This is a genomic window from Streptohalobacillus salinus (assembly GCF_003201605.1).
Taxonomy (GTDB): domain Bacteria; phylum Bacillota; class Bacilli; order Bacillales; family Amphibacillaceae; genus Streptohalobacillus; species Streptohalobacillus salinus.
The window spans coordinates 88,522-113,865 of the sequence record NZ_QJJR01000005.1; the positions used below are offsets into that span (position 1 = coordinate 88,522).

The 25,344-nt window shown below is 38.2% G+C and carries 20 protein-coding genes; 1 reads left to right on the forward strand and 19 read right to left on the reverse strand.

Features of this window, described 5'->3' with window-relative positions; translation table 11 throughout:
* Nucleotides 1–29: 29 nt before the first annotated feature.
* The 18 genes from whiA to DES38_RS06325 form a co-directional block, all read right to left on the reverse strand.
* Nucleotides 30–986 carry a DNA-binding protein WhiA gene (gene whiA / locus DES38_RS06240; RefSeq protein ID WP_110251242.1) on the reverse strand — a complete coding sequence of 319 codons (957 nt, stop codon included), beginning with the start codon at nt 984–986 and terminating at the stop codon, nt 30–32.
* Nucleotides 987–995: 9 nt separating this feature from the next.
* A complete protein-coding gene (locus tag DES38_RS06245; protein ID WP_110251243.1) occupies nt 996–1,976 on the reverse strand; it encodes a gluconeogenesis factor YvcK family protein in 981 nt (326 codons plus the stop codon).
* Between the two features lie 2 nt (nt 1,977–1,978).
* The gene (gene rapZ, locus DES38_RS06250; RefSeq protein ID WP_110251244.1) at nt 1,979–2,851 is read right to left on the reverse strand and encodes an RNase adapter RapZ; all 873 of its coding nucleotides are present in this window, start codon (nt 2,849–2,851) and stop codon (nt 1,979–1,981) included.
* A gap of 14 nt (nt 2,852–2,865) precedes the next feature.
* On the reverse strand, nt 2,866–3,327 hold the full coding sequence (locus DES38_RS06255) for an NUDIX hydrolase (protein ID WP_110251245.1): 462 nt from the start codon (nt 3,325–3,327) through the stop codon (nt 2,866–2,868).
* 439 nt (nt 3,328–3,766) lie between these two features.
* Complete coding sequence (trxB, locus tag DES38_RS06260) at nt 3,767–4,723, reverse strand: thioredoxin-disulfide reductase (protein WP_110251246.1); 957 nt, start codon at nt 4,721–4,723, stop codon at nt 3,767–3,769.
* Nucleotides 4,724–4,807: 84 nt separating this feature from the next.
* The gene (locus tag DES38_RS06265) at nt 4,808–5,845 is read right to left on the reverse strand and encodes a tetratricopeptide repeat protein (RefSeq protein WP_110251247.1); all 1,038 of its coding nucleotides are present in this window, start codon (nt 5,843–5,845) and stop codon (nt 4,808–4,810) included.
* A gap of 72 nt (nt 5,846–5,917) precedes the next feature.
* Nucleotides 5,918–7,489, reverse strand: coding sequence for an FAD-dependent oxidoreductase (locus DES38_RS06270; protein WP_110251248.1), 1,572 nt, complete (start codon nt 7,487–7,489; stop codon nt 5,918–5,920).
* 34 nt (nt 7,490–7,523) lie between these two features.
* Complete coding sequence (locus DES38_RS06275; protein WP_110251249.1) at nt 7,524–8,009, reverse strand: acyltransferase; 486 nt, start codon at nt 8,007–8,009, stop codon at nt 7,524–7,526.
* Nucleotides 8,010–8,651: a pyrophosphatase PpaX gene (ppaX, locus tag DES38_RS06280; RefSeq protein WP_110251250.1), complete on the reverse strand. Its 642-nt coding sequence runs from the start codon at nt 8,649–8,651 to the stop codon at nt 8,010–8,012.
* Nucleotides 8,652–8,692: 41 nt separating this feature from the next.
* A complete protein-coding gene (locus DES38_RS06285) occupies nt 8,693–9,622 on the reverse strand; it encodes a nucleoside recognition domain-containing protein (RefSeq protein WP_110251251.1) in 930 nt (309 codons plus the stop codon).
* 69 nt (nt 9,623–9,691) lie between these two features.
* A complete protein-coding gene (gene lgt, locus DES38_RS06290) occupies nt 9,692–10,519 on the reverse strand; it encodes a prolipoprotein diacylglyceryl transferase (protein WP_110251252.1) in 828 nt (275 codons plus the stop codon).
* A gap of 21 nt (nt 10,520–10,540) precedes the next feature.
* Nucleotides 10,541–11,491 (reverse strand): HPr(Ser) kinase/phosphatase, encoded by a 951-nt coding sequence (gene hprK, locus DES38_RS06295; protein WP_110251253.1) that lies wholly within the window; start codon nt 11,489–11,491, stop codon nt 10,541–10,543.
* A 169-nt stretch (nt 11,492–11,660) separates the two neighbouring features.
* Nucleotides 11,661–13,409, reverse strand: a complete 1,749-nt coding sequence (gene pabB / locus DES38_RS06300) for an aminodeoxychorismate synthase component I (RefSeq protein ID WP_110251254.1) — start codon at nt 13,407–13,409, stop codon at nt 11,661–11,663.
* Between the two features lie 98 nt (nt 13,410–13,507).
* Nucleotides 13,508–13,849 (reverse strand): phage holin family protein, encoded by a 342-nt coding sequence (locus tag DES38_RS06305; protein WP_110251255.1) that lies wholly within the window; start codon nt 13,847–13,849, stop codon nt 13,508–13,510.
* Between the two features lie 3 nt (nt 13,850–13,852).
* Nucleotides 13,853–14,050, reverse strand: coding sequence for a PspC domain-containing protein (locus DES38_RS06310; RefSeq protein ID WP_110251256.1), 198 nt, complete (start codon nt 14,048–14,050; stop codon nt 13,853–13,855).
* 72 nt (nt 14,051–14,122) lie between these two features.
* Complete coding sequence (gene uvrA, locus DES38_RS06315) at nt 14,123–16,954, reverse strand: excinuclease ABC subunit UvrA (protein WP_110251257.1); 2,832 nt, start codon at nt 16,952–16,954, stop codon at nt 14,123–14,125.
* Between the two features lie 6 nt (nt 16,955–16,960).
* Nucleotides 16,961–18,943: an excinuclease ABC subunit UvrB gene (uvrB, locus tag DES38_RS06320; RefSeq protein ID WP_110251258.1), complete on the reverse strand. Its 1,983-nt coding sequence runs from the start codon at nt 18,941–18,943 to the stop codon at nt 16,961–16,963.
* Between the two features lie 143 nt (nt 18,944–19,086).
* Nucleotides 19,087–20,676: a peptide chain release factor 3 gene (locus tag DES38_RS06325; protein ID WP_110251259.1), complete on the reverse strand. Its 1,590-nt coding sequence runs from the start codon at nt 20,674–20,676 to the stop codon at nt 19,087–19,089.
* A 171-nt stretch (nt 20,677–20,847) separates the two neighbouring features.
* Between DES38_RS06325 and DES38_RS06330 the strand changes: the two genes are divergently transcribed.
* Nucleotides 20,848–24,015, forward strand: coding sequence for a DEAD/DEAH box helicase (locus DES38_RS06330; protein WP_110251260.1), 3,168 nt, complete (start codon nt 20,848–20,850; stop codon nt 24,013–24,015).
* A gap of 69 nt (nt 24,016–24,084) precedes the next feature.
* Here the strand turns inward: DES38_RS06330 and DES38_RS06335 are convergent, their stop codons facing one another.
* Nucleotides 24,085–25,257 (reverse strand): PDZ domain-containing protein, encoded by a 1,173-nt coding sequence (locus DES38_RS06335; RefSeq protein WP_245881973.1) that lies wholly within the window; start codon nt 25,255–25,257, stop codon nt 24,085–24,087.
* Nucleotides 25,258–25,344: the final 87 nt, after the last annotated feature.

The window sequence follows — 25,344 nt, forward strand, 5'->3', positions numbered from 1 at the left end:
AAACGCTAAACATTAATCTCCGTGTTTTGCTAGTCCTTTGCCTTTTCAACAATAAATTCACCACGTAATTGATCAGCAAATTGATCAATTTTTTTCAAGCGGTGATTGACACCTGATTTACTGATTTTTGAACCACTCACTAATTCCCCCAGCTCTTTCAAAGACACATCCTGATGTTCGACACGTAAGCGTGCGATTTCTTGCAATTTATCGGGTAACGCTTGAAGTCCCGTTGTTTTATCAATGAATTTAATGTTTTCTACCTGTCGAAAGGCTGCCCCAATTGTTTTGTTTAAGTTCGCTGTTTCACAGTTCACCAAACGGTTCACTGAATTTCGCATATCACGCATAATTCGAACATCTTCAAACTTGAGCAATGCTTGGTGAGCACCTGTATAGTTAAGGAATTCTGTGATCTTCTCGGCTTCCTTTATATATGATATATAACCGTTTCTCCGTTCTAAAATTCGAGCATGTAAATCAAAATCATTCATTAACTGACAAAGCGCTTCATTGTGTTCCTCGTAACTATTTGCAATCTCTAAATGATAAGAGGATGTTTCAGGATTATTAATTGAACCTCCCGCTAAAAAGGCGCCTCTTAAATAAGCTCGTCTACAACATTTCTTCTTTAAATACTTATCAGATATGGTACGAACAAATTGAAAAGGTTCTCTTAAAATATCCAGATCCTCCAAAATCTCTTTAGCTCCATCTTCTATTCGAACAATGTATACATTATTTTTTTTTAATTTCATTTTTTTTCGTACCAATAGTTTTATCGGATGCGGATAAAGTGCCTTAATCATGACGTAAATACGTCTTGCGATGGCTGCGTTTTCCGTTTGCACATCGAGTACATATGAGAATCTCGCAATCGACACTGCCCCATTCATCCGAATCAATGCCGCTAATTCCGCTTCTTGACAACAATTTTTATTATCAAGTTGCGTCATTTCTTTTTTTATTTCTGAAGCAAAAGACATGACACACACTCACCTTTCTATTTCTGCAGCTTCCACATTAATTAACTGGCATAAAATTGCCGCCACTTTATCTTTGTCATGTCGTAAGACATGATGTTCGTCATTGACGATATCTGCTTCAATTATTTCCAGACTTAAAGTCTTCAAACGTTCTTTATCGTATACCACCGGTTGAGCTTGTTCTTCTAAATAACGCGCTAATACATCTTTAGTTATATCACTGTCATGGACCATGATTGTATCAATCACACCAATACCCACATGTTCTAATATCACCCGCGCATGATCAAATGCTGTAAATTTATCTGTTTCTCCGTTTTGCGTCATCACATTACAAACATAAACGACATCCGCTTTCGTTTGCCGCAAAGCCTCTGCGATTTGAGGCATAATCAAGTTGGGTAACGTACTGGTATACAGACTTCCTGGTGAGATCACTATTAAATCTGCTTCTAATATCGCATCAATTGCTTCTGATAAGGGCTCTGCTGACTTCGGTTCAACAAATACACGTCTGATAGGCTTCTGTGCTTTAGGAATATTTGATTCACCATAAATAATTTCGCCATCCATCATTTCAGCATGAAGATGCAAATTTTGATTTGCAACAGGATAAATATTCCCTCGCACATTAAATACTTTAGCAATTTCTTTAATCCCTGAATAAAAATCACCTGTAATTGAGGTCATTGCCGCCAAAATCAGATTGCCCATTGAGTGACCTGAGAGACCATGACCATTAACAAACCGATGCTGAAGTAGAGCTTCCATCATCGGTTCAACTTCTGATAAAGCCGCGATCACATTTCTAATATCTCCGGGTGCAGGGATCGACATTTCATGACGCAAGCGGCCTGATGATCCCCCATCATCGGCAACGGTAACAATTGCTGATAAATCAACGGGATATCGTTTCAATCCTCTTAGTACAACTGGCATTCCGGTACCACCACCGAGTACCGTAACTTTTTTTCTTTCCTCTTCAATCATCGCTAATGTCCTTTCCGCTTATCAATATCACGATGGGATACATGCGTTGTGTATTGAGAAGAAAAATATTTAGCGACGTGTTCCGCTAGTGCCACTGAACGGTGTTGGCCACCGGTACAGCCTATTGCAATCACAAGTTGTGATTTACCTTCTTTTTTGTATTGTGGCAGCATAAAACTTAATAAATCTAACCATTTTTCTAGGAAACGTTGTGTCTCTGTCCACTTAAAGACATAATCACGTACATCTTGATTAAGACCAGTCAATGGTTGAAGTTGATCAACATAATGAGGATTTGGAAGAAATCGGACATCAAACACTAAATCCGCATCTATCGGCATGCCATATTTAAATCCAAATGATATTGCATGAATCGAAAAAATTTGTTGTTCATCTTCACCGTATTTCCCAACAATCTTCTCTCGCAATTCTTTTGGCTTTAAATTGGTGGTATCAATAAAGTGTTGAGCACGTCCGCGCAGCTGACTTAACATTTGACGTTCCTGTAAAATTCCATCTAGAGGTAAACCTTCGGGTGCTAATGGATGTTGCCTCCGTGTTTCTTTATAGCGAGAGACTAACATTTCATCTTTTGCGTCAAGAAACAGAATATGTTCATCAACCCAGTCTTGATCGGCTAAGATATCTAAACTTTCGAATAAGGTATCAAAAAATTCTCGTCCTCTTAGATCAATTACCAAAGCAACTTTATTTATGTTATTACTTGCATCCTTCATCAACTCTAAAAACTTTGGCAAGAGAGCTGGTGGTAAGTTATCTACGCAATAATAGCCTAGATCCTCAAAACTTTGAACCGCTACGGTCTTCCCAGCACCTGACATCCCTGTGATTATAACCAAATTTGTTTCTCTCATGACTTACACCCTCTCTATTTTTCAATGTCTATGACTTGATTAATAATCTGTTCATTTTCATCCATATCAAAGCGTGCATAAACACGTGCATTTTGTTTTAAAAGATAGTCATGAATAACAGCATCCGTTGGTGCTGTCGGGATTTTTCCGATTTCATCTAATGCTATCCACTCCAATTCACCTTCGCGACAGAAATCTACCAATTCTCCTGTAAACTTATCAGCTACAAAAGTGAACATCATCCATTCATCTTTCGGTGGTAAAGCACCTGCTTTATTCATGGTTGCTACAGACATTAGTTTAGGCTGTTCAATCTTAAGACCAGTTTCTTCATACACTTCGCGAATAGCCGCTTGTGCGATTGATTCCTGGTCCTCCATTTTTCCACCTGGCATTGCATACCAACCATGGCGAGGTTTTTTTAAAAGGAGCACCTTATTATCTTGACGTACTAAACAATTCGTTACTCTTTGCATTTATATTCACTCATTTCTTGTATACACTCTTCTAGTTATTATAACAAATTCTAGTCTATCAATCGATGCAAACGCAAAAAAAAGACACAAATCCATTATGATTTGCGCCATAAATATATTAAAAAAAGGGGGTTAATAACTTACTTTAAGTATACCCGAGTGATGTTTCAAACGTGTTACAGTCAGGTTAAGATCAAGTAAAGTAATTTGGTTCGCTGTCACACATGGTATGACCGGATATGTCACTCTATGAATAACGAAGTACTAACGCTTTATCTCTGTCATTACCAAGAAGGCTTGGAGGGAAAACAGATTGCTTACTAATATTTGATGCTTATTTGTTCCCACTTTTCTATTGCAGATCATTGGTGTAGTTGATTAATTTGTTAAGTCATATCAAAAAACCCCACCATTGCTTTAGGCGGGGTTTTTGTGATTATTAATAATTATTTACTACTTTCTCTGCCTCTTCTAATTCTTCAATATAGTGCTGTGCATTTTGGCCAGCAATACTTCCATCACCGGTCGCTGTCACAATTTGGCGTAATGTTTTCTCGCGGATATCACCTACAGCATAAATACCTGGAATGTCAGTTTCCATTTGATCATTAGTTGGAATATAGCCATCATCATTCGTAATACCTAACGAAATAAACGGCGCACTCAGGGGTTCTAAACCAATATAAATAAATGTACCGTCTGCTTCTTTATTCGTTAATTCACCTGTTTTCACATTTTTCAAGGTTACTGAACCAACTTTATTGTCTTTATCATTAATTTCAGTCACGACCGTATCCCAAATAAAGTCCACCTTTTCATTTTTGAAGGCACGGTCCTGTAAAATTTTCTGAGCACGTAACTCATCACGGCGGTGAACAATCGTTACTTTTTTAGCATAGCGTGTTAAGTATACCCCTTCTTCGACTGCGGAGTCACCACCTCCGACAACGATTAACTCTTTGTCTTTAAAGAAGGCACCATCACAGACCGCACAGTAAGATACGCCACGTCCAGACAATTCTTCTTCACCAGGTACACCTAATTTCTTGTATTTAGCACCTGTTGCGATGATAATTGTTTTTGTTTTGTATTCTTTTGTTCCAGCTTTTACGACTTTATACGGTGTATCTTCAACGATCTCAGTAATATCTCCATAGGCATACTCTGCACCGAATTTTTTTGCGTGTTCAAACATTTTATTAGATAAATCAGGTCCTAAAATACTTTCATAACCAGGATAGTTCTCAACGTCTTCAGTATTAGCCATCTGACCGCCCGGAATACCTCGTTCAATCATCAACGTATCTAAATCAGCTCGAGATGCGTAAACAGCAGCTGTCATTCCAGCAGGTCCTGCACCAATAATAATTACATCATAAATTCTCTCTTCAGTCATCGTTTGTTCATCCTTTCCTAAAACCTATTCTCAATGAATCGTAATGATTCTCAATTATCTACAATACCCATTATGGTATATTTTTTATTCATCGTCTAGTTTTTTGCTCTCAGAGATATTTAACCACGGCTCAGCTTCAGTAGATAGACCTTTGTGACGCTGTTGTCCTTCAGTAAATAACTGTTTCGCTGCTTCAATTTCTCCTAGTCGATATAACACGCGTGCGTAAATTCGGTAATAGACCAAGTGATGACTCACCTTTTGTTTGGACAATGACTTAAACCGCTCATACGCTTCATCTAGTTCACCAACGATGGCATGACTACAAGCGATTTTTAAAAGATGTTCCTGATGAATCGGATGTACATTTTTCAATTGGCTCGTCAGGTCTTTAGCTTTTTCTATCGCACCTTGATCATGATAAAAAGCGATCAAGTTGACCATCGATAGAAAGGCATGTGGGTGCTTCTCAAAATAATCTTTTTCTAATTGTAGTGCTCTTTCTTTTTCACCAGAAAAGTATAAACAATAACGGTATTGCAACTGAAAACTTTCAAAATCCGGATACACAACCAACGCTTCTTCGAGCAACTGTCTTGCTTCTTTGTAATTTTGATGTTGCAGATGATAGAAAGCTGTCTCTTGATAAATGATTAAATCATCTTCATCATCAAAAAATTCTTCTTCCTCTTCAAGTGTCATATCTAACACTGTAAGTAACTGTTCAGCTTCTGAGAAGAATTCGCCTTCAGGCGCCTTTTCCATATATAAATTCGCATATTTTTGTGCTTCATTTAATAATCCTAAATGGGCATAATTATTTGCAATTAAGTAATAACTATCAACATAATCATCACCATGTTGCTCAATCACTTCATTTAATATTTGATTAGCAGCATGATACGCACCAATCTCTGTATAAACAATTGACATTTGTGAAGGGTATAAGGCTTCTTTTGGATCCATGTCTTGCGCCTTTTTAATGAACTTCAATGCGAGATCAAACTTACGTTTATAAAAAGCCTCGACACCTTTTGTAAAGAAATAATCACCTTCTTGAATATAAGGGATGACGTTATTTAATTTATCATTGGGTTTAAAACCTTTAGATTTTGTCTTCATCTGTCTCCCCTTCAATCTTTAAAGAAATATATAGTGATTATAACACATCCACTATACACTGCCGACAATTAACTATTGAATTACCTGAAGTTGTTTTAACCAAAAACGACAATCACGTTCATAATATGAACGTTCTTCCTTGGTCCAGGCCAGGTGGTAAGTAAAGAACGCAAACAACTCGTCTATCTCTTCTAGAGAAAGTGGTGTATTCACCATTACCAATCGTAGTCTTCGAAAGAGAAAGTCTGTTGGTTTATATATCCCTTCATGTTCAAGCGTATAAAGTAAGGCAAGCGAAAGATATTCAGGCATACTGGTCATAGCGGTTTGATTTATTTTCGCTTGATATTTATTAATTTCATTCAAAGATAATCCCAGTTGGTCAACGACGGACCAAAATCGCGGATCTTTCTGTTCATTAATTTCTAATTTAGTGCCACTAATGTCTTTTTGAATCATTCGTGTCTTTGTTTCTGAGGTTTGATATAAAATTCCCGCTTCTTTTTTGAAACGTTTTGAGACAACATCCCCAATATTTTCTGCATGGGATCGAGCATAGATAAATGGCACACCTAATGTAGAAATTAAACCTGTGTCTGTTACATACATATCATTAGCGATTTTTTGATGGTGAGAAAAATCAATTTGATTAATGCTTTTCCCTTCGAAAACGTCTTGATAGGTTACGTTAAAGGCAGGGCAACGATGTGTAATGAGGTCGAGCGCGCGATTAAACATTGATTCACTCGTTGAATACTTCGCACTTTCTCCCATGTGAAAGGGTTCTTTCACAGTTAACACCCATACATTTTCCATTGGCACGAGAGTAATCGGATACATTTGTAAATCACCTTGTATGGACAATGCACACCCTAGCGTTAGTGCTTCTTTTTTAATCATCCATTGACCACTTCGCATACTTAGGAAATGAATAAAGTTTTTATTTGTGAACGTAGCAAGCTGATGCAACTCATTTATATCACGTCCAGTCGCATTAATGACCATTCTTGATTGAATCACAGCTTCTTCCCCAGTCATTTGATCTTCAAGTCGTACACCTCTAATCATCTGATCTTGATAGATGAAATCTGTTACTTTTTGATAATTAATCACATCAGCTCCCATTTCATGAGCGCTTTTTAATATATCAAGTGTTATTCTTACTGGATCAATAACTGGCACACTTACCTGTTCAATTTTAACATCATCCGTTAATTCAAGATGTGGGTGCTCCGCTACTACTTCTTTGCGACTTAGCACTTTTGACGTAGGGTGTAAGCGTGGTTTAAATGTCCCTTTAATTCTATCAGTCAAGCTATCTGTCACACCATATCGGTTGTGTATGTTTAAAAAAGTCATGAAATTCGTTCGTGTCGGAAGGTTTCTTTCTAAGTATTGTAACTCTTGGGTAAAGCGCTTTTTTTCCTTACCTGAAAGTTGTTCTTGTTCAGCAATGACTTCAAACTGACTTGATTGATTATTCGCAAAATCATTTTTTTCAACAAGTAACACCCGCATGCCACGACTTTGTAAATCATAAAGCAAACGCGCGCCCGTTATTCCCCCACCAACAATGATTACATCATAGTGTGTTTTTGCTAATTGACGTATCAATTCTTCTCTGTTTTGATTTGATATTGCCATTGTCTACCCCTCCAAAGGACGTCCTCACACGTATCTATTTATCTTTAGAAACGACTTGCATCGGGTTCCCTGCCACGAAAGTGTTTGCTGCGACATCTTTTGTCACAATTGTACCAGCTGCCACAACAGCACCATCACCAATCGATACACCTGGCAGTACCGTACAATTTGCGCCAATCATAACATTATTTCCGATTTGTATCTCACCGATGCGATATTCTTCAATTAAATATTCATGGGTAAGCAACGTCGTGTTGTAGCCGATAATTGCATTATCTCCGACAGCAATTCGTTCAGGAAACATCAAGTCGACCATAACCATTAAAGCAAATGCGGTTGTCTCGCCAACCTTCATCCCTAACCCGTGCCGATATAAAGCATTCTTGACTGATAAAAACGGCATGTAACGGGCAATTTGAATAATAATAAAATTTCTCATCACCTTAAAAAAAGATACGGTAGTGTATAATTGCCATAAACTGTTCGGACCAGTAACTGGGTAACGCTTTGTTCGTCGCATTTATTCCACCTCTAAAATGGTTAGTAGATCACTCAACGCTTCTAGCATATAGTCTGGTTCTAGTGCTGCTAATGTTTCTTTTCCTTTAATTGACCAACTCACACCCGCCGTCTTCGTTCCAGCATTTTGACCCGCTTCAATGTCATGATGGTTATCTCCAATCATCAATGCATCAATTGGGGTTTCTCCCAAGGCATCCAGTGCTTTAAGTACTGGTTCGGGGTGAGGTTTGGCGTGTTCAACTTCTGTTAATCCAATAACGACATCAAAGTATTGACTTAACCCAGTAATATCTAAACCCAGCCTTGCGGTTTCAGTGATTTTTGTCGTAACAATCGCTAGCTTAAATCCTTCAGCATGTAATTTTCTAATTGTCTCAATAACAGTTGGATAAGGTTTCACATAAGCCTCATGGTTCGCTATGTTGTGTGTGCGATAGGTATGCATCATCGCCTCGGCTTGATCTTCATCAACATCCTTTAGGCTTTCAATTAATGGTGGTCCGATAAACGGAAAAATTTCTTCATCGGTATATGCTCGTCCCGTATGCTTAAGTAGGGTATGACGAAATGATGCCAAGATCAATGGATTCGTATCTATTAAAGTACCATCTAAATCAAATAATATAGTTCGGATTGCCAATGTTATCACCCTTCGTTTTTTATCTAATAACTTTTTATTAATTATGTGGTTAATTGTTTGCGATCTTGCTTAAGCCAGAAATAACTAACGACACGCGTTAGCACAATAGCTGTTGTTAGTCGTATTAAAAGTAAGGGCCAAACCGGAATACCTAAAGGAATAAATATTAATGTATCTTCGATAACCGCGTGACAACTCACTAAAAATATCAAACTAAGGTACATGTCTTTCTTTTCAACATGATCGTCTTTTACTGCTTGCACCATCACACCCGCACCAAAAGCTAAACCAATGGTTAAACCGGCAACTAATGTCATTGCTGCATTATTTTTAATGCCTAACACGCGCATAAAAGGCGATAAACCTTCTGATAACATATCCAGCCAGCCTAAATCTCTAAAGAGCTGCATCACTACCATCAACGGAATAACAATCATCGCCAATTGTCCAATGCTCGATAGTGCTGTTATTATTGCCTGGGTAATAATTTCAATCCACCCTGCAGGGACAACTGTTTCATTTACTGAATAGCCATATTCAGCATTGGCCTCGCTTAAAGGAACAAACCAATGAATCAATACCGCTGACATCAATGACAATGCTAAACGGACACCAACAACAACTTGCCAACGCACCCCTACCTTTGCTGCTACAGTTGACTCAATAATTAAATTATGTGCAAACGAAAGCATAACTGCTAATATAAAAACTTCTTTCACAGTAAAAGAAAAGGAGATAATTGCAGCAATGCCGGCATATAGATTCAATGTACTCCCTAAAACCAAAGGCAGACTTGCCTCCCCGGGTAAGCCAATTAAACCCATCAATGGACTAATCAGGTCAATTACGTACGATAACACCGGCGTAAATCTTAAGATAGTGATTAACACCGTGATCGGAAATATAACTTTACTCAATGTGTAAGTTACTGAGAAACCTTTCTTAAAACCGTTGATAACGATATTCTTCATAAAAACTCCTTACCAATTTTTTCGTTAAACAAACCTGTTGAAGAAGTTCCTTCATCAACAGGTTTTAAACTAAGCTTTTTTTCCATTGTATCTGGTGTTCACCCAGTTGTAACGGCGATTTAAGTACATTAAACCAGTCCCGACTATAATTAGAACGATTGAAATAAGTTGTGCCGTCCTTAAATTTCCTACCACATACAAGCTATCTGTTCGCATACCTTCAATAAAGAACCGTCCCACTGAGTAACCTGCCACGTATGTTAAGAAAACATCGCCACGTAATGGATTACGTCGTCTCAACCAAAGCAATAAGCCTAAAATAAGTAAATTCCAAACCGATTCATATAAGAATGTTGGATGATATAATACGCCCTCGATGGTCATTTGTTCTTCAATAAAACGTGGTAAGTATTGTAAGAAGTTCTCATAAGCAGCTGTTGACACTGGCCCCCCATGTGCTTCTTGGTTCATAAAGTTGCCCCAACGCCCAATTGCTTGACCGACAATTATTCCAGGTGCCGCAATATCTGCTAGTTTATAAAATGGAATGCCTCGCTTTTTCGTGAAAATATAAGCGGTAATCACAGATCCGATAAGAGCACCATGAATCGCTATACCACCTTCCCAAATCGCAAAAGCATCCATGAAATTGCCATCATTATAGCGATCCCATTCAAAAATCACATAATATATCCGAGCTGAAATAATTGCGATAGGTAATGCCCAAACAAGTAAATCACTAAACGTCTCACTATGTAAGCCTAAGCGTTTTGATTCTTTTGTCGCCATCACAAGACCAATGATTACCCCTGTCACGATAATCACTGCATACCAATAAATTTGAATGGGTCCAACTTCTAAAAAGATTGGACTAAACGCTTGATTTAATGTAAACATACGTCGATCCCCCTAACAATTCTAATCATAATCAATATGACCGATGTTCTCTTTTTCTTGACTAATTTGCTTCGTTAAACGTGCTGAAAATTCCTCTGCTGCACTAACACCTAAACGCTTCAGACGGAAATTCATTGCGGCAACTTCAATAATTACCGCTAAGTTTCGCCCAGGACGGACAGGTACTGTTGCTTTCGGAATATCAACATCTATAATTTTAATCGTTTCCTCATCCATACCAATTCGGTCATATTGTTTCTTCTCATCCCAATTTTCTAGATTAATTACATAATCAAGCTTCTTGTGAGACCTTACGGCACTCGCACCGAATAAGGTCATAACATTAATGATACCTAATCCTCTAATTTCAAGTAAGTGCTCAATCAATTTTGGTGATGTTCCGATTAAACGATCATAATCCTCTTGTCTAATCTCTACCGAATCATCAGCCACTAATCTGTGACCGCGCTTAACAAGTTCTAAAGCTGTCTCACTCTTACCCACGCCACTTTGACCAGTAATCATGACACCCACACCGTGGATATCGACTAGCACCCCATGCATGGCAGTAAATGGTGCAAAATGCGCTTCTAAAAAGTTTGTTAACCGACTAACAACACGCGTCGTTTTATAAGGTGAGCGCAACAGAGGTACACCACGCTTATTTGCAGCGTCAATTAACTCTTGGGGAATGTCCATGCCTCTCGTCACGACAATACAAGGCGTGACTCGGGTACATAATTTATGCGAACGGTCCTTTTTCTCTTCTTCTGATAAGTCTTTAAAGTACGAAAGTTCAGTTTTTCCCAACACTTGTAAGCGTGTCTTTGGGTAATATCTAAAATAACCTGTTAATTCTATACCTGGTCGTGAAATATCACTCATAATAAATTCACGCTCAAGTCCCTCTTCACCTGCTACAAGTTCTAATTTAAATTGTTCCAATAAATCTTTAGCTTGTACTTTAGCCATTTATTTATCCTCCTAACTATCTGAAATATCCCTTACGCTTTATTTTCTCTCTTTTAGCCTAATACATCTGTGTTGAACGTCTTACATCGTTATATTCCAGGTATTTTGTGAAGAAAATAAACCTCTTTAATTGTAGCATGTTTTTAGACGGATGACACGTCTCTTTGTTTTAAGAATCGATTACAATTTGCACATTGATCCATTCTCTTACACTATTAATTAAATAAATAGCCTCAGCTTCTTTTACATCATCAAATGAAATGACTTTTTCGGAAATTTTACCTTCCCGAAGTAAGTGTTGTCGATAGACACCAGCAAGGAGACCTGATGCAACGGGTGGTGTAAAATACTGATCGCCTTGTTTAATAACTAGATTTCCGATTGTAAACTCTGTCACCTCATTTGCATCATTATAGAGAAGTGTAGCATAATTACCAGCTTCATCCCGTGCAACACTTTGATAAATATCGCGTTTAGTCGTTTTATGATAAAAGAAAATATTATGTTTATCAATGGGGTGCTTTGCTAAGTAACACTTCACTTGTGTTGGTGTCACTTCTAACGCTGATGCTTCTATGTTTACTTTGCCTGATTGGTCAAGCAAGAGGCGTACTTTATAGTCGCCTTTGATGAAAGGTTGCTTAAAGCTTTCGAGTTGTTTACAAACAAGTTTTTCATCATATGGATAATTAAAATAGCTGGCTGACACCTTCAATCGATGTAAGTGTTCACTCAAAAGTGTATAAGTACCATTTTCAAGCTTTATCGACTCCAATAACTGCACCGGCGCTTCTCTAACTGTTAACACCTTTGCTTTCGTGCGCAGTTCTTCATATTCTCCCGCGCTGGTTGAATCCCAGGTAATACCTCCACCAACACCATAGGTCGCCGTGTGGTTCTCTTCATCAATCACAACAGTCCGAATAGGCACATTAAATATTGCTTCGTTGTCAGGTGTGATATAACCAATGGCACCACAGTAAACATCACGTGATCCCTCTTCTAATTGACTGATAATCGACATTGTTTTAATTTTCGGGGCACCTGTAACAGAGCCGCAAGGAAATAATGCTTCGAACCAGTCAAACGGTGTTGTTTCTGACTTAAGAGTCGCTTCAATTGTCGAAGTCATCTGATGAACCGTTGGGTAAGATTCAACCGTAAGTTGCTTAGTTACATGCACCGATCCTTCTTTAGCAATACGTCCCATATCATTTCTTAGTAGATCAACAATCATCAAATTCTCTGCACGCTCTTTATCAGAATTAACTAGAAATGCCTTGTTCAAGGCATCTTCGGCTTCTGTTTTTCCCCGTTTTACTGTTCCTTTCATTGGACGCGTCGTTAGCATTTGTTGGTTCACTTCAAAGAAAAGCTCCGGTGATAAAGAAAGAATCTTCCAACGTCCCAAATCTAAGTAACTTGAGTAGTGCGCCTGTTGTTTAGATTTCAAATGTTGGTAATACCGATAACTATTCCCCTTAAATTGAGCATTCATACGCGTTGTATAATTTACTTGATACGTATCACCAGCTTTAATGGCCGCTTTAATGGCATCAATTCGCGTTTGAAAACGTTGATAACTCATCGCTATTTTCCAATCACTTACTTGATAAGCTTGACCATCATCAAGTGTATGAGCGGTTACTTCTGTTGGCTTTTTAAAACGTCCAAACCACATCAAAGGCATGGATGGCTCATGATTTACTCTCAAGTGCTGATCAAATGCCGGCGCTGCTTCATAGGAAAGATATCCTGCAAGATAATCCCCTGACTCTGTAGCTGCATGCATCTTTTTTAATAAAGGCTTTACCTCGTTAATATCATTTGTTGTGAAAACTTCAACAGGATCTCGAAAGGATAATGCTCGTTTTTCTTTATTTATTGATTGAAAATCAAATATTAATGTTGCAACCAAACCAAACACCTCTTTAGTAAAATAATACTACATCTCTGATATTACCAAAAGTTTTAATTATCCACCATAAAAAAGCGTGGAGCATTTGCTCCACACTTTTAATCGTTTAATCCTTTTTCTAACACCATATGGATAATCGAGATCACAATGCTTGCTAAAATTGCTACGCCAAACCCTTCAATGACAAAGCTTGATCCAAGAATTGCTTGCGTGAGCATTAAGGTAATTGCGTTTATCACAAACATAAATAATCCAAGTGATAAAATTGTAATCGGTAGTGTCAATACAACCAAGATCGGCTTAACAATCACATTTAATACCGATAAAATAAAGGCCGCTAGCACTGCTATCCAAAACGATTCAATATAGAAACCGTCAAAAAGGAAAGCAGCTGTTACAATAGCTAATCCGTCTAAGAGTAATGAAATAATCCATTTCATAAATTAATACACATCACTTTTCGGAATAATCATTGCTGCAGCAATATACAAAATTGTGAATGGAAGGCCAGCAGTGAATATAAGCAAGACTACAAAGATTAACCGTAATAACGTGGCATCCATATTCATATACTCAGCTAAACCACCTAGCACACCAGCTAACATCACATCATTATTTGAACGATATAATTTTTTAGACATATTAATCCCTCCGTTTTTTCAATAGCATTTACTTCTACTTCTATTTATTCCTTGTTTCACTCGACTTGAAACCTATTTTTGTTGGCGAGCTAAAATCGGCTTTAAGTATTGGCCGGTGTATGACTCAGAAACCTCCGCTACTTGCTCAGGTGTTCCTGTAGCAACAATTGTTCCTCCTCGATCGCCACCTTCAGGTCCTAGATCAATGATGTAATCACATGTTTTTATTACATCAAGGTTGTGTTCTATGATAAGCACAGTATCACCATTATCAACAATACGTTGCAATACTTTTAAAAGTCGAGAAATGTCGTCGACGTGTAATCCCGTTGTTGGTTCATCAAGAATGTAGAATGACTTACCATTTGAACGTTTGTGCAATTCACTAGCAAGCTTCACTCGCTGAGCTTCACCACCTGAAAGTGTCGTAGCTGGCTGTCCGAGTTTAACATAACCAAGACCTACATCGTAAAGGGTCTGTAACTTACGTTTAATTTTCGGAATATTTTTAAAGAACTCAACGGACTCCTCAATTGTCATCGCTAGCACATCCGCAATATTTTTCCCTTTATACTTTACTTCTAATGTTTCACGGTTATACCGCTTCCCATCACAAACTTCACAAGGAACATACACATCAGGCAGGAAGTGCATCTCAATTTTAATGATACCATCACCCTTACATGCTTCACAACGCCCACCTTTCACGTTAAAGCTGAAGCGTCCCTTTTTGTATCCACGTATTTTCGCTTCGTTTGTTTGACTGTAGACATCACGTATATCGTCAAAAACCCCTGTATATGTCGCTGGGTTGGACCGTGGGGTCCGTCCAATTGGTGACTGGTCAATATCAATCACTTTTTCTAGGTGTTCATAACCAGTCATCGATTTGTGTTTACCGGCTTTTCGCTTTGCACGATTTAAAACAGTTGCAAGTTTTTGATGAATAATCTGATTAACTAATGTACTCTTCCCTGAACCAGACACACCTGTGACAGCAGTCATGATACCGATCGGAATTGACACGTCAATATCCTTCAAGTTATTCTCAGTTGCACCTTTCACCACTAATAAACGTTCATCCGGTTTGAGGCGCGCTTGCGGTAACGGTATTTCTTTTTTACCAGCTAAATACTGACCTGTTAGAGATTCTTTAACTTTCATGACTTGCTTAGGTGTCCCTTGAGCTACAATTTCACCACCGTGTTCACCAGCCCCTGGCCCAATGTCTATTAAGTGATCCGCTGCCAACATGGTATCTTCATCATGTTCAACGACAATCAAGGTATTCCCTAAATCACGCATACCTTTTAAGGTCGCAATTAATCGATCATTGTCACGTTGATGTAATCCAATTGATGGCTCATCAAGGACATAAAGTACCCCTGTTAGTTTTGAACCGATTTGTGTAGCTAAGCGAATCCGTTGTGCCTCACCACCAGATAGCGTACCTGCCATTCGATTTAAGGTCAAATAATCCAGGCCAACATTAAGTAAAAATGTTAAGCGAGCATCTAATTCTTTAAGAATCATCTTACCGATTTCTGCTTCTTGTGCTGATAATTCAAGGGTATTAAAGTAGTTGAGTGCTTCAGTTACTGAAAAGCGTGTCACTTCCCCGATGTGTTTTCCATTAATAAATACAGCGCGCGCCTCTTCGTTAAGACGATACCCGGCACACGTTGGACAATCTTTCTCCGACATGTATTTCTCCATTTGTTCTCTAATAAAGTCAGATGACGTTTCTCTAAACCGACGCTCAATATTGTTGAGTACACCTTCAAAATTAATATGGGTATCGCGACTCATCCCATAGTCGTTCTCATATTTAAAGTGAATTTTTTCTCTGCCACTACCTTTTAAAATTTTCTTTAAATCTTTTTTTGCTAATTCATTGACGGGGGTGTCCATATCAATTCCATAATGATCACACACGCTCTTCAGCAGTTGCGGATAGTACTGTGAGCTTGTAGGTTGCCACGCAAGAATAGCACCTTCATTTAAAGATAAAGAACGGTCTGGAATCACAAGGTCTTCATCAACTTCTTTTTTATGACCAAGTCCGTCACAGGTTGGGCATGCACCGTAAGGAGCATTAAAAGAAAAGAGTCGCGGCTCGAGTTCACTTATTGAGAAGCCACACTCTGGACAAGCATGGCGTTCATTAAATTTCAATTCAGCACCGTCAATTACATCAACGATAAGCTGGCCATCACCTAATTTAAGTGCCGCTTCAACAGAATCACTTAACCGGGCTCGGATGCCTTCTTTAATCACAATTCGGTCGACGACAACCTCAATCGTATGTTTTTTAGTCTTTTCTAACACGATATCATCTGTGATTTCCATCATTTCTCCGTTTACTTTCAAACGCACATACCCTTCTTTTTGCAGTTGTTCCAGTACTTTTGTATGTTCACCTTTGCGCCCTGAAATAACTGGTGCTAAAACTTGAATCTTAGTGCGTTCTTCAAGTTCTAAAATACGATTAACCATCTCTTCGACACTTTGCGAAGAGATTTCAATCCCGTGAATCGGACAAATCGGATGTCCAATTCTCGCCCATAACAAACGCATATAATCATATATTTCGGTGACAGTTGCGACGGTCGACCGTGGATTGTTACTCGTTGTTTTTTGATCGATTGAAATAGCCGGTGATAGCCCCTCGATTAAATCCACATCTGGTTTGTCCATCTGCCCTAAAAACTGACGTGCATAAGCAGACAAAGATTCGACGTAGCGACGTTGGCCCTCTGCATAGATTGTATCAAAAGCAAGTGATGACTTCCCTGATCCTGATAGACCGGTTAAAACAATCAGTTTTTCTTTTGGGATTTCAATATCAATATTTTTTAAGTTATGGGCGCGCGCGCCCTTTATCGTTATATTCTTCGTTGCCACTTACTTTCACTCCCCTGATTTCAGTTCAAGAACTAAGTCCCTTAGCTCTGCAGCTTTTTCAAAGTTTAAATCTTTTGCTGCTTGTTTCATATCATGTTCCATTTGTTCAATCAACTGCTTAATCTCTTGTTTTGTCATATCCTTAACACTTTTGTCTATCGCCGGGCGACTTTCGGCATCTTCTGATTCAATCGTCGCTCGGATCACATCACGAATTTCTTTGTTGATTGTCGTTGGTGTAATGCCATGTTTTTCATTGTATGCGATTTGCTTCTCACGACGCCGTTCTGTTTCATCAATCGCTCGACGCATTGAATCTGTAATCCGATCCGCATACATGATCACTTGACCGTTCTGATTTCTTGCAGCTCGACCCATTGTTTGAATTAACGCTCGATCTGATCGTAAGAAACCTTCTTTATCTGCGTCAAGAATTGCTACAAGCGACACTTCAGGTAAATCAATACCTTCCCTTAACAGATTTATTCCGATTAATACATCATACTTACCGACTCTAAGATCACGAATAATTTCAATCCGTTCAAGTGTCTTAATCTCAGAATGCAAGTAAGCAACTTTAATACCAATTTCTTTTAAATAATCCGTTAAATTCTCTGACATTTTTTTCGTTAGTGTTGTTATTAAGACGCGTTCATTACGCTTTTCTCTTCGATGTATTTCATGAATAAGGTTATCAATTTGTCCTTCAATTGGACGTACTTCAACTTCTGGATCTAATAATCCCGTTGGTCGAATGATTTGCTCAATCATTTCTGGTGTATGCTCAAGTTCATATGGTCCAGGCGTTGCTGAAACAAAAATCATCTGGTGTGCCTTTTCTTCAAATTCAGTAAAAGTTAACGGACGATTATCTAATGCTGAAGGTAGCCTGAAGCCGTGGTCAACAAGAACTTGCTTTCTTGCTTTATCCCCGTTGAACATGCCTCGAATTTGTGGTAGCGACACGTGCGACTCATCAACAACAATCAAAAAGTCATCTGGAAAATAATCAATCAATGTATAAGGTGTTGAGCCTGGCTCTCTTAACGTTAAGTGGCGCGAATAGTTTTCAATTCCACTACAAAAACCCATCTCTTCCATCATCTCTAGGTCATAACGGGTTCGTTGTTCAATCCGTTGTGCTTCTAACAATTTATTATGATCCTGAAAATATTTGAGTTGCTCCTCAAGTTCTTTTTCAATATTCTTCATCGCAATCTTTAGTTTATCTTCACCTGTTACGAAGTGAGATGCTGGAAAGATTGCAATATGCTCACGGTCACCAAGTAATTCACCTGTTAATGCATCAACTTCTCGAATCCGGTCAATCTCATCGCCAAAGAATTCAATCCGCACGCACTGCTCTTCACGTGATGCCGGAATAATTTCAATTGAATCCCCTCTTACCCGAAATGTCCCACGCTGAAAATCGATATCATTTCTCGCGTACTGAATATCGACAAGTTCTCTTAACAGTTGATCCCGTTCTTTCTCCATTCCCGTTCGAAGTGAAAGCACCTGTTTACGGTATTCTTCTGGTGAACCTAAACCATATATACACGATACACTTGCGACAACGAGCACATCTTCACGTTCAAATAATGAGGATGTCGCTGAGTGTCGTAATTTATCAATTTCATCATTGATTGATGCATCTTTTTCAATGAATGTATCTGTTGAAGGAACATAAGCTTCGGGTTGATAATAATCATAGTAGCTAACAAAATATTCGACCGCATTATTAGGGAAAAATTCTTTAAACTCACTGTATAACTGCCCGGCAAGCGTTTTATTGTGTGCAATAACAAGCGTCGGTTTCTTTACTTCTGTCACGACGTTCGATACGGTAAATGTTTTCCCTGTACCAGTGGCACCAAGTAATGTTTGTGCACGCTTATTGTCATTTACGCCCTTTACTAATGCTTCAATCGCTTTAGGTTGATCCCCAGCTGGTTGATAATTTGATACAAGTTCAAATGATTGTCCCATCTACATTCCTCCGTTCTCTACCTATCCTTTTTCCTTATCCGTTTAATTGTAAACCTATTATACACAATGCGTCCAAAAAAAGCGAACAAACATTCTTGCAGAGGATGAAGAAAAAGACTTTGGGACCTTTGGTCCTAAAGTCTTTACTCATATGCTTGATCATAAGTATTTACTTCAAATAAATCAATCAATTCAATATCATCATGTTTATCTTTAAACCAGTTTAAAGCAAATTGGTTTTTAAAGAGAACTAAAAATTGTCCTTCACGATCTTTTACCAACATATTACGTTCATCAAATAACGAAGAATCAACTTTATCATTGGTCAACCAGCGTGGAATCCGCTCACCAATCGACTCTAAGACAACATCTACATTATACTCGTATTTCATACGATGTTCAAACACTTGGTACTGCAATTCACCAACGGCTCCAATAATATAATTCTCCATAGGATATGTTGTGAATAACTGTATCGCGCCTTCTTGTACCAACTGTTCGATCCCTTTTTTAAACTGTTTTGACTTCATGACATTTTTTGCAGTCACACGCTTAAATAATTCTGGTGGGAATTGAGGGAGTTCATCATATTGGAAGGAAGCTTTTCCTTCAAGTAAGGTGTCACCAATTCGGTAGACGCCTGGATCGTATATACCAATAATATCTCCCGGATAAGCCTCATCAACTGTGCCCCTACTTGAAGCAACAAATTCTTGCGTTTGATTTAATTTAATTGTTTTACCTGTTCGCGGAAGGGTCACTGTCATACCGCGTTCAAACTTACCAGAACAAACGCGTAAAAAGGCGACACGATCGCGATGTTGTGGATTCATGTTCGCTTGAATTTTGAAGATAAAGCCAGAAAACGTTTCGTTATCTGGTGAAATCAGACCTTCAGTTGTCCGTCTTGCTTTAGGATTTGGAGCCATCTCGATAAATGTATCAAAGAAAGATTCGACACCAAACGGCGCCAAAGCACTACCGAAAAATACTGGCGTTTGCTCTCCGCGCAAGACTTTATCAAAATTAAAATCATCGCCAGCTTCATTCAACAGCATTAACTCTTCTTCGGTTTCTTGATAAGTCGGATGATTCGTCAAGGCTTCATTGCTTCCTTGACGTAATTCCTCTAACGGTAGATAAGTTTCTTCTTCTTGACCATTAAATTTAATGAATTGATCATGATAACGATCAAAAATCCCTAAGAATCGTTTCCCCATACCAGCTGGCCAGTTCATTGGATATGTTTCAATCTCTAATACCTCTTCAATTTGTTCGAGAAGACTTAACGGATCACGGCCTTCACGGTCTAATTTATTGATAAAGGTAAAGATTGGAATACCACGCATTTTACACACTTTGAAAAGCTTAATCGTTTGCGCTTCAATTCCTTTTGTTGCATCAATAATCATTACTACGCTATCTACTGCCGTCAACGTCCGGTAAGTATCTTCACTAAAATCTTCGTGCCCAGGGGTATCAAGAATATTCACTTTGTAGTCTTTATAAGGGAAGTTCATTACACTGGAAGTAACTGAGATTCCTCTTTGTTTTTCGATTTCCATCCAGTCAGACGTCGCAAATTTCCCAGATTTTTTCCCTTTTACTGTTCCTGCTTCTCGAATCAGTTGACCAAACATCAGTAATCGTTCTGTCATCGTCGTTTTACCCGCATCCGGGTGAGAAATAATCGCAAATGTTTTTCGTTTATCTACTTCTTGTTTTATATTCATTGATTGCCTCAATCCTTTATCTTGCAATTTTATATATTATTCAGTGTTAACGTAATCGAAAGTAGCATACTTTGTGATTTAAAGTCAACTTTTATTTCCATAAATGAATCAATCCATTACTATTTTTGTTATAATGATAGAATAGCTATTTTTATGAGGGAGTCTTTACTTATGTTAAATTTCCATTTAGAAACAAAAGATATCATTAAAATCACAGGCCAGCGGTTTTATAAACGTGGTCTTGATTACTTTAAAAAAGGACGCGTCAAGAACTTAACTTATAATTCATCGATTCAATCATTTAGTGCTTCAATTAAAGGTGGCGACGCTTATGACGTTCGTATCTTCTTCTTTGAAGATGACGACTTAGAAGCTAGTTGTACGTGTCCAGCTTATCTGACGCATTACACGTGTAAGCATATTGCTGCTGTATTATTGGCGATTCGCCAACATCAGCAACCTGATCAACAATTGGCAACCGTCGATTCCGAACCGATTGATCCTTTCCCCATGCGGATGATTGAAGCTTTTCAATCACTTGAACCATTAGTTAACGAAAAGGAGCTCCTTGAGGTTCATTATTTCCTGAAAGAAGTTCACCAATCCATGAGTCGAGAAAGTCAATTTGAACTCGAGTTAAAGGTAGGAAAAGCTCAGCCTTTCATCGTCAAAGATATTCACACTTTCATTCATGATGTTCTGAATAATAAAGAACACACCATCACTGACAAGTTCAAGTATAACCCTAGTAGTGATACCTTTACAAATAGAGACTGGCATATTTTCCAATTACTAAATAAAGCCATGCAGCACGATCAACAATACCTGTCTGATTACCTAACGCAAAAACAACGGGTTCAGGCAATCCCTGGATTCCTTATGGCCGAGTTACTCAGAAGCATCGAAAGCCAAACGCTAACCTTTACTAATGTCGCCCAAAAAAGCTTCTCTACCATTGAATGTCACAACCTTGATCAAGGCATCGAGGTAACCATTGACTATAGTGATGAAGGTGTTTATGTTATTGACTTTTCTTCGTTATTTGCTTATCACTACTTAACACATTATCACCTTCTCGTTAAGCATAACCAATTTTATGTATTGACAGACCAAGAATCGGAAACGCTTGAACGTTTATACGACTTACTTCCTTACCGTAAACGCGATCAATTTAAACTTTCTCGCGATAAGTTTAGTCACTTTCGAAGCTTTGTTATTCCTAAACTTGAGGAGGTTGCAACCGTTACTTACAGTACGCGCGCCCTCCATAGTTTTGAGATTAACGCGCTTGAAGTTATCATGAACATCGAATTGATTGGAGAAAGTGTTAGTTTGGATCTGACCTTTAAATACGGTGAGCATATTTTTCATCCGAATGAAGATGTTAGCCATAGTGATCAAACCTATGTCCGTAATATTAAAGAAGAACAAAGTTTATTACAGACCCTTAACCACCTTGGTTTCCACTACTTAAATCAACGCTATCAACTCTTTAAACAATCAGCAATTTATCATTTTATCATTGAATTGATTCCGATCTTCAAGGAACGTTACACCGTGCACTTATCGCAACCTGTCGAAGACATGATCAACGATGATGATTTACAATTTTTCACATCAGTTAATTACAATGATGATTCCGGCATGCTTGACATCGCTTTTGATATCGAAGGCATCAACGATGATGAGGTTAGTGATATTCTAGCTGCCTTAATTGAGAAAAAACGTTATCATCATGTGAAAGAGGGACGCCTCATTGACTTAAATGATGATGCCTTTGAACAATTTAAAAAATTCGCTGAACAATTACATTTAAAAAAACAAGACCTTGCAGCCCAAGGGGTATCCGTCAGTCCTCATCGTACCTTACAGGTTGAAGAGGTATTTGAAGAACGGAAACAATACTCTGATTCGTTCAAATTGTTACTTAACGATTTAAAATTAAACACGCACGATCCTGAGCCTCTTCCTAAGGAGCTACAAGCGACTTTGCGTGATTATCAACACACAGGGTTCCAATGGTTTAAAACCTTGGCACGGTACCGGTTAGGTGGTATCTTAGCTGATGAAATGGGCTTAGGTAAGACTCTGCAAGCCATCGCTTTTATGTTAAGTGAGAAAGCATTGGATGATTCTCGACCAAGTTTGGTTATTTCACCTTCTTCGCTAGTCTATAACTGGAAAAAAGAATTTGAAAAATTCGCACCCACGCTTACTGTTAAAGTGATTAGTGGCACACAAACACAACGACTTGAACAATTAAACAGTGAGAAAGTAGATGTTTGGATTACATCCTACCCACTACTGAGAAAAGATATTAGTTTTTATCAGACACATTTGTTGGATCATTTTATTCTCGATGAAGCTCAAGCGATAAAAAATCATTTAACATTGACAGCAAAAGCCACCCGATTAATTAAGGCTAAATATCGCTTTGCTTTAAGCGGAACGCCAATTGAAAATCGCGTTGAAGAACTTTGGTCAATATTCCAAACCTTATCCCCGGGATTTTTAGGTTCGAAAAAGCAGTTTATTCATTTAGAGCGCGACTTAATGAAAAAAATGATTCGACCCTTTATTCTACGACGATTAAAAACTGATGTGTTAAAAGACCTTCCAGAGAAGTTCGAATTTGAAAAGTATGCTGAACTAACGAAAGAGCAAAAGCAGGTCTACCTTGGTTATGTTAAACGAATTGAACAGAAACTTACCCAACCTGGAAACGAAAACAATAAACTAGAGATTTTGGCAGGACTCACTCGCTTACGACAAATCTGTTGTCATCCTAAACTTTTCTTAGATAATTATCAGGGGCATTCAGGCAAACTTGAATTATTTATGACGATTTTAAAACAACTACAAGAGGAAAACCGACGTGTGCTTATCTTTTCCCAATTCCCAAGTATGTTAAAGATTATCACTCAAGAAATCGAATCATTAAACTTAAACCATTTTTATTTAGACGGACAAACACCATCAAAAGAGCGGGTTGAAATGAGTGAACGTTTTAATCAAGGAGAAAGAGATCTTTTTCTTATCTCGCTTAAAGCTGGAGGGACCGGTTTAAACTTAACCGGCGCCGATACGGTTATCTTATTCGATTTATGGTGGAACCCTGCTGTTGAAGCGCAAGCTGCTGGAAGAGCCCATCGCATTGGTCAAACCAAAAAAGTAGAAGTGATTCGCCTGATTACCGAAGGGACAATTGAAGAGAAAATCTTTAAATTACAAGAAAAAAAGCGAAAGCTTGTTGATGATGTAATTGCCCCAGGTGAAACATTGCTTACTTCGCTAACTAAAGAAGAGTTACAATCATTACTCGCTTTTGATCCAAAGTAATGACAGAAAGTTCTATCCCATCGAAAAACGTTCATCCACAATGGATGAACGTTTTTATTCGCAACTGCTTTATTCTGCTTCAACAAACACCATGCCTAATTTATGATGTTCTCCTTGATAATAGGCGCGCTGACAAAATCGAACTTCACCGTATTCATCTAGGACGTCTAACTTACAAAAAGCTAAATTACGTTGCAAGGCATGATAAAAATCATTGGTTGAATGCACAGAAACACCATTTACTTTTCGAATAACATCACCAGCAAGTATACCCATATCTGTTGCAGGCGATTGCGGAACAACCGCTAATACCCGGAGGCCTAGTGGGGTTGGTTGGAAATATATCGGTTGTTGCTGATCTTTAACTTTTACACGGTAATCGAGAAGTGCTCGCCCTAAAATAGCGATAACGATGCTGATTAACGAAAAAATCGGTATGAAGTAACCAACTAAACTTACACTAATAATAATTAAGGCCAAAATCATCAGTTGGTTGCTATATCGTTTTGCAAACTTCAATGGTAATTGCGATTTAACCACATAATTAAATCCTAAAATAACAGGGAAAAGGATAAGTCCAAATTCCCCTGGGTTACTATCCACTAGAGGCCACCAGTCTGTTATCATTGTCAAATCTCCCGTTGGCCATAGTAACAGTAACGGCATCAGGGTCATCCGTTTTATCCGATGCTGGCCTAGGGTTTTACCACGGGCACCAATAAATGTTTCTGGAAATGTTTGATCTTCTTTTACGCGACGCAACATAACGGTTTCGATGATTAAGAAAATACCCATTAGTGTTGTGAAACTAACCCAATCAATCACTTCAATTGGGGCACTTAACAAATCTGGTAGATACGATTCATAAAGCGGTAAAAACAGGAGAACAAATGCAGCAGTACCAAATACATATACACTTGATAAGTACTTAATCCGTCGTGGAAACGAAAGAATAAATGTCACTACAATTAGACTTGTCAACATTAAGGGAGGGATCACTACACCTACCACCATAAGCAGTAAAGAAACGAGCATCCCATAAAAGAGGCCCATGATCTTCTCGCCGTACCATTCATCGAAAATCGAAAAGATTTTATGTCCAAAATAACGCCGTTCTTTTGCTACCCGTCGCGCTGACACCAAGTATGTAAGAATAAAGAACCAATAAAATAATGGGTTAATTAATAATCGTCCGATTGCTTTTAAAAATTCATACGAAAAATCAATCAAAATATCTACCAAAATATAACCTCCGTTCAAATTCAAAAGCTAAGTCTCACTTTTTAGCACCTTTCCTTTAATATAGCACAAAATTTATCCTTCTTGGCT

What these genes read in the sequence shown, in the direction of transcription:
- whiA (WP_110251242.1), bottom strand. Translation starts at nt 986, where the DNA reads ATGTCTTTTGCTTCAGAAATAAAAAAAGAAATGACGCAACTTGATAAT.
- DES38_RS06245 (WP_110251243.1), bottom strand. Translation starts at nt 1,976, where the DNA reads ATGATTGAAGAGGAAAGAAAAAAAGTTACGGTACTCGGTGGTGGTACC.
- rapZ (WP_110251244.1), bottom strand. Translation starts at nt 2,851, where the DNA reads ATGAGAGAAACAAATTTGGTTATAATCACAGGGATGTCAGGTGCTGGG.
- DES38_RS06255 (WP_110251245.1), bottom strand. Translation starts at nt 3,327, where the DNA reads ATGCAAAGAGTAACGAATTGTTTAGTACGTCAAGATAATAAGGTGCTC.
- trxB (WP_110251246.1), bottom strand. Translation starts at nt 4,723, where the DNA reads ATGACTGAAGAGAGAATTTATGATGTAATTATTATTGGTGCAGGACCT.
- DES38_RS06265 (WP_110251247.1), bottom strand. Translation starts at nt 5,845, where the DNA reads ATGAAGACAAAATCTAAAGGTTTTAAACCCAATGATAAATTAAATAAC.
- DES38_RS06270 (WP_110251248.1), bottom strand. Translation starts at nt 7,489, where the DNA reads ATGGCAATATCAAATCAAAACAGAGAAGAATTGATACGTCAATTAGCA.
- DES38_RS06275 (WP_110251249.1), bottom strand. Translation starts at nt 8,009, where the DNA reads ATGCGACGAACAAAGCGTTACCCAGTTACTGGTCCGAACAGTTTATGG.
- DES38_RS06285 (WP_110251251.1), bottom strand. Translation starts at nt 9,622, where the DNA reads ATGAAGAATATCGTTATCAACGGTTTTAAGAAAGGTTTCTCAGTAACT.
- lgt (WP_110251252.1), bottom strand. Translation starts at nt 10,519, where the DNA reads ATGTTTACATTAAATCAAGCGTTTAGTCCAATCTTTTTAGAAGTTGGA.
- hprK (WP_110251253.1), bottom strand. Translation starts at nt 11,491, where the DNA reads ATGGCTAAAGTACAAGCTAAAGATTTATTGGAACAATTTAAATTAGAA.
- DES38_RS06305 (WP_110251255.1), bottom strand. Translation starts at nt 13,849, where the DNA reads ATGAAATGGATTATTTCATTACTCTTAGACGGATTAGCTATTGTAACA.
- DES38_RS06310 (WP_110251256.1), bottom strand. Translation starts at nt 14,050, where the DNA reads ATGTCTAAAAAATTATATCGTTCAAATAATGATGTGATGTTAGCTGGT.
- uvrB (WP_110251258.1), bottom strand. Translation starts at nt 18,943, where the DNA reads ATGGGACAATCATTTGAACTTGTATCAAATTATCAACCAGCTGGGGAT.
- DES38_RS06325 (WP_110251259.1), bottom strand. Translation starts at nt 20,676, where the DNA reads ATGAATATAAAACAAGAAGTAGATAAACGAAAAACATTTGCGATTATT.
- DES38_RS06330 (WP_110251260.1), top strand. Translation starts at nt 20,848, where the DNA reads ATGTTAAATTTCCATTTAGAAACAAAAGATATCATTAAAATCACAGGC.